The 5,645-nt window shown below is 55.7% G+C and carries 2 protein-coding genes; both read left to right on the top strand.

Annotation, left to right across the window (positions count from 1 at the left end; all coding sequences use genetic code 11):
• Positions 1-4,145 (top strand): DNA-directed RNA polymerase subunit beta (gene rpoB, locus AC4GMC_RS16935; protein WP_490391480.1); only part of this gene is annotated, 4,145 nt, incomplete at its 5' end.
• 71 nt (positions 4,146-4,216) lie between these two features.
• Positions 4,217-5,645, top strand: a 1,429-nt coding sequence (locus tag AC4GMC_RS16930; protein WP_490391479.1) for a DNA-directed RNA polymerase subunit beta', incomplete at its 3' end; no start/stop codon positions are given.

The following is a 5,645-nucleotide window of genomic DNA, read 5'->3' as shown; positions in this document are numbered from 1 at the left end:
CGCACGCAGGCACCAAACGTATCCGTAAATACTTCGGCAAAATTGACGAAGTTCTACAGATGCCGAACCTGATTGAGGTTCAAAAATCTTCTTATGATCTTTTCCTGAAATCCGGTGATTCCGCACAGCCTCTCGACGGCGAAGGTATCATGGGCGTATTTCAGTCGGTTTTCCCGATCAAGGATTTCAACGAAACTGCGATCCTTGAGTTCGTAAAGTACGAGCTGGAAAAGCCGAAGTACGATGTTGAAGAGTGTCAGCAGCGGGATATGACCTATTCGGCGCCGCTCAAGGTAACTCTGCGTTTGATCGTGTTTGATGTGGACGAAGACACAGGTGCGAAGTCCGTCAAGGACATCAAAGAACAAGACGTGTTCATGGGCGATATGCCCTTGATGACGCCAAATGGGACGTTCGTTGTGAACGGTACCGAGCGTGTGATCGTATCCCAGATGCACCGCTCCCCCGGCGTGTTCTTTGACCACGACAAGGGCAAAACCCATTCCTCCGGGAAACTCTTGTTCGCCTGCCGTATTATCCCCTACCGCGGCTCGTGGCTGGACTTTGAGTTCGACGCCAAAGACCTCGTGTTTGCGCGCATCGACCGTCGCCGTAAACTGCCCGTGACGACCCTGCTCTATGCCCTCGGTATGGACCAAGAGGCGATCATGGATGCCTACTACGACACCGTTGATTACAGTTTGGTTAAAGGCCAAGGCTGGTCGACCAAGTTCTTCCCAGAGCGTGTGCGCGGCACTCGCCCAACGTATGACCTTGTGGATGCGGCCACAGGCGAAGTCGTTGCGGAAGCTGGCAAGAAAATCACCCCACGTGCGGTGAAGAAGCTGATCGATGAGGGTACCGTCACTGAGCTTTTGGTGCCGTTCGACAACATCCTCGGCAAGTTCGTTGCGCGCGACATCATCAACGAAGACACCGGCGCGATCTATGTCGAAGCTGGCGATGAGCTGACATGGGAACTCGACAAAGAAGGCGAAGTTTCTGGCGGTACGCTGAAGGAATTGATGGACGCTGGTATCACGGACATCCCAGTCCTCGATATCGACAACGTCAACGTCGGCCCCTACATGCGCAACACGATGGCGGCAGACAAAAACATGGGTCGCGACACCGCGCTCATGGATATCTACCGCGTCATGCGTCCGGGCGAGCCACCCACCGTAGAATCCGCAAGCAACTTGTTCGACACGTTGTTCTTCGATTCTGAGCGTTATGATCTGTCCGCTGTTGGCCGGGTCAAAATGAACATGCGTCTGGCACTGGACGCCGAAGACACCATGCGTACGCTGCGCCACGAAGACATCGTATCGTGCATCAAAGCACTGGTTGAGCTGCGTGACGGCAAGGGCGATATCGACGATATTGACCACCTAGGTAACCGTCGTGTGCGTTCCGTTGGCGAATTGATGGAAAACCAGTACCGCGTTGGTTTGCTCCGCATGGAGCGCGCGATCAAAGAGCGTATGTCGTCCGTCGAAATCGACACGGTGATGCCGCAAGACCTGATTAACGCGAAACCTGCTGCTGCTGCGGTGCGTGAATTCTTTGGCTCTTCGCAGCTCTCGCAGTTCATGGACCAAACAAACCCGCTGTCCGAAGTGACGCACAAACGCCGTCTTTCCGCGCTTGGACCTGGTGGTCTGACACGTGAACGTGCTGGCTTTGAGGTCCGCGACGTGCATCCAACGCACTACGGCCGGATGTGCCCAATTGAGACGCCGGAAGGCCCGAACATTGGTCTGATCAACTCGCTGGCCACGTTTGCCCGCGTGAACAAGTACGGCTTTATCGAAACGCCCTACCGGAAGGTGGTTGATGGTCAGGTGACTGACGAAGTCAGCTACATGTCCGCGACCGAGGAAATGCGTCACACAGTGGCGCAGGCAAACGCGCAACTCGACGATCAGATGCGGTTCAAAAATGACCTCGTCTCGACCCGTCAAGCCGGCGACTACATGCTGCAATCCCGCGATAACGTTGATCTGATCGACGTCTCGCCCAAGCAGTTGGTCTCGGTTGCTGCGGCGCTCATCCCGTTCCTCGAAAACGACGATGCTAACCGCGCACTCATGGGCTCGAACATGCAACGTCAGGCTGTGCCTTTGTTGCAGGCTGATGCTCCCTTCGTTGGCACGGGCATGGAAAGCGTTGTGGCCAAGGATTCTGGCGCGGCCATCATGGCGAAACGCGGTGGTGTGATCGACCAAGTCGACGCACAGCGTATCGTTGTGCGGGCGACCGAAGATCTTGAGCTTGGCGATGCTGGCGTAGATATCTACCGCTTGCGTAAGTTCCAGCGCTCCAACCAAAACACCTGCATCAACCAACGTCCGTTGGTCAAAGTGGGCGATCGTGTGGGCAAAGGCGAAGTTGTCGCCGATGGTCCCTCGACCGACCTTGGTGAACTGGCGCTCGGCAAAAACGTGGTCGTCGCGTTTATGCCTTGGAACGGCTACAACTACGAAGACTCGATCCTGATTTCCGAGCGGATCGCACGTGATGACGTCTTTACTTCGATCCACATCGAAGAATTTGAAGTCGCTGCCCGTGATACGAAGCTTGGGCCTGAGGAAATCACCCGCGATATCCCCAACGTCGGTGAGGAAGCTTTGCGCAATCTCGACGAAGCGGGCATCGTTTACATCGGTGCCGATGTTGAGCCGGGCGATATCCTTGTGGGTAAAATCACACCAAAGGGTGAAAGCCCGATGACGCCGGAAGAGAAACTCCTGCGCGCCATCTTTGGTGAGAAAGCCTCTGACGTGCGCGACACCTCGCTGCGCGTGAAACCCGGCGATTTCGGGACCGTTGTGGAAGTTCGCGTCTTTAACCGCCATGGCGTGGAAAAAGACGAGCGGGCTCTCCAGATCGAGCGTGAAGAAGTCGAGCGTCTCGCACGTGACCGCGACGATGAAATGGGCATTCTGGACCGCAACATCTATGCGCGTCTCAAGAGCATGATCATCGGCAAGGAAGCTGTGAAAGGTCCCAAAGGGATCAAAGCCGGCTCCGAAATCACCGAAGACCTGCTCGGCACATTGAGCCGTGGTCAGTGGTGGCAGCTTGCGCTGGGTGAAGAAGCCGACGCGCAACAGGTTGAGGCCCTCAACGAGCAGTACGAAATCCAGAAGCGGACGCTTGAAGCTCGCTTTGAGGACAAAGTCGAGAAAGTACGCCGTGGCGACGATCTGCCCCCAGGTGTGATGAAGATGGTCAAAGTCTTTATTGCTGTGAAGCGTAAGCTTCAGCCTGGTGATAAAATGGCTGGTCGTCACGGTAACAAAGGTGTGATTTCCAAGGTGGTTCCCATGGAAGACATGCCGTTCCTCGGCGACGGTACACCCGTTGACTTCGTGCTTAACCCGCTTGGCGTGCCGTCGCGTATGAACGTGGGTCAGATCCTCGAAACCCACATGGGTTGGGCTGCACGCGGCCTCGGGATCCAGATCGACGATGCTCTGGGTGAATACAAACGCTCCGGTGATATGACACCAGTCCGTGATGCCCTGAAAATCGCCTATGGTGATGAGGTCTATTCCGATGCATTCGGTGGTATGGATGAGGATCAGGTCCTTGAAGCAGCGGGCAATGTTACCCGTGGTGTGCCAATCGCAACACCCGTCTTTGACGGTGCGAAAGAGGCTGATGTGAACGATGCGCTGACACGCGCGGGCTTCGACACCTCTGGTCAGTCGGATCTGTTCGATGGTCGTACCGGTGAGAAATTCTCACGTCAGGTGACGGTCGGCGTCAAATATCTGCTGAAACTGCACCACCTTGTGGACGACAAAATCCACGCCCGTTCCACGGGGCCGTACTCGCTTGTTACGCAGCAGCCGCTGGGTGGTAAGGCGCAGTTCGGTGGTCAGCGCTTCGGTGAGATGGAGGTCTGGGCTCTGGAAGCTTATGGCGCCGCCTACACCTTGCAGGAAATGCTGACGGTGAAGTCGGATGACGTCGCGGGTCGGACCAAGGTCTATGAAAGCATCGTGAAGGGTGAGGACAACTTTGAGGCCGGCGTGCCAGAGAGCTTTAACGTTCTCGTCAAAGAAGTCCGCGGCCTTGGCCTGAACATGGAACTCCTGGATGCGGAGGAAGACGAGGGCGGGATCGCGGCGGAATAAGCCGCGCATTGGGCGGGACTTGTTCCCGCCGTCCCCCCTCTTTTTCCTTCCACCCCCATTGAGGTATCAAAATGAACCAGGAACTTACAAACAACCCATTCAACCCCGTCGCGCCCACCAAAGTGTTCGACGAAATCAAGGTGTCGCTCGCATCGCCTGAGCGCATCCTGTCGTGGTCGTATGGTGAGATCAAAAAGCCGGAAACCATCAACTACCGGACATTCAAGCCCGAGCGTGATGGCTTGTTCTGCGCGCGTATCTTTGGCCCGATCAAAGATTACGAATGTCTGTGCGGCAAATATAAGCGTATGAAATATCGCGGCGTTGTCTGCGAAAAATGTGGTGTTGAAGTCACGCTGCAAAAGGTCCGCCGTGAGCGGATGGGCCACATCGAACTGGCGTCGCCCGTTGCACACATTTGGTTCCTCAAGTCGCTGCCATCGCGCATCGGCCTGATGCTGGACATGACCCTGCGCGATCTTGAGCGTATTCTCTACTTTGAGAACTACGTCGTGATTGAGCCCGGCCTCACGGACCTGACTTATGGTCAGTTGATGTCCGAAGAGGAGTTCATGGATGCGCAAGACGCCTTTGGTGCAGATGCGTTCCAAGCCAACATCGGTGCAGAAGCGATTCGCGAAATGCTGGCCGCGATCGACCTTGAGCAAGAAGCAGCAACCCTGCGTGAAGACCTCAAAGAGGCCACAGGTGAGCTGAAGCCCAAGAAGATCATTAAGCGTCTGAAGATCGTCGAAAGCTTCCTTGAATCAGGTAACCGTCCTGAGTGGATGGTTCTGACTGTGATCCCCGTGATCCCACCAGAATTGCGCCCACTTGTGCCACTCGATGGTGGTCGTTTCGCGACCTCGGATCTGAACGATCTGTACCGCCGCGTGATCAACCGGAACAATCGTCTCAAGCGTCTTATCGAACTGCGCGCGCCCGATATCATCGTGCGGAACGAAAAGCGGATGCTGCAAGAATCCGTGGATGCATTGTTCGACAACGGCCGTCGTGGCCGCGTGATCACGGGTGCCAACAAGCGTCCGTTGAAATCGCTGTCCGACATGCTGAAAGGTAAGCAAGGTCGCTTCCGTCAGAACCTTTTGGGTAAGCGCGTCGACTTTTCGGGTCGTTCGGTCATTGTGACCGGCCCCGAGCTGAAGTTGCACCAATGTGGTCTGCCCAAGAAGATGGCATTGGAGCTGTTTAAGCCGTTCATCTATTCACGTCTGGAGGCCAAAGGCCTGTCTAGCACTGTGAAGCAGGCTAAGAAACTGGTCGAAAAAGAGCGTCCGGAAGTTTGGGATATCCTCGACGAGGTAATCCGCGAACACCCCGTCTTGCTGAACCGTGCGCCGACGCTTCACCGTTTGGGTATCCAAGCGTTTGAGCCTGTCCTCATCGAAGGTAAGGCCATCCAGCTGCACCCGCTCGTGTGTTCTGCGTTTAACGCTGACTTCGACGGTGACCAAATGGCTGTTCACGTGCCGCTCTCGC

This window comes from Thalassobacter sp. (genome assembly GCF_982993085.1).
The sequence above is the reverse complement of the archived record's forward strand: the minus strand, read 5'-3'. Positions and strand labels throughout refer to the sequence as shown.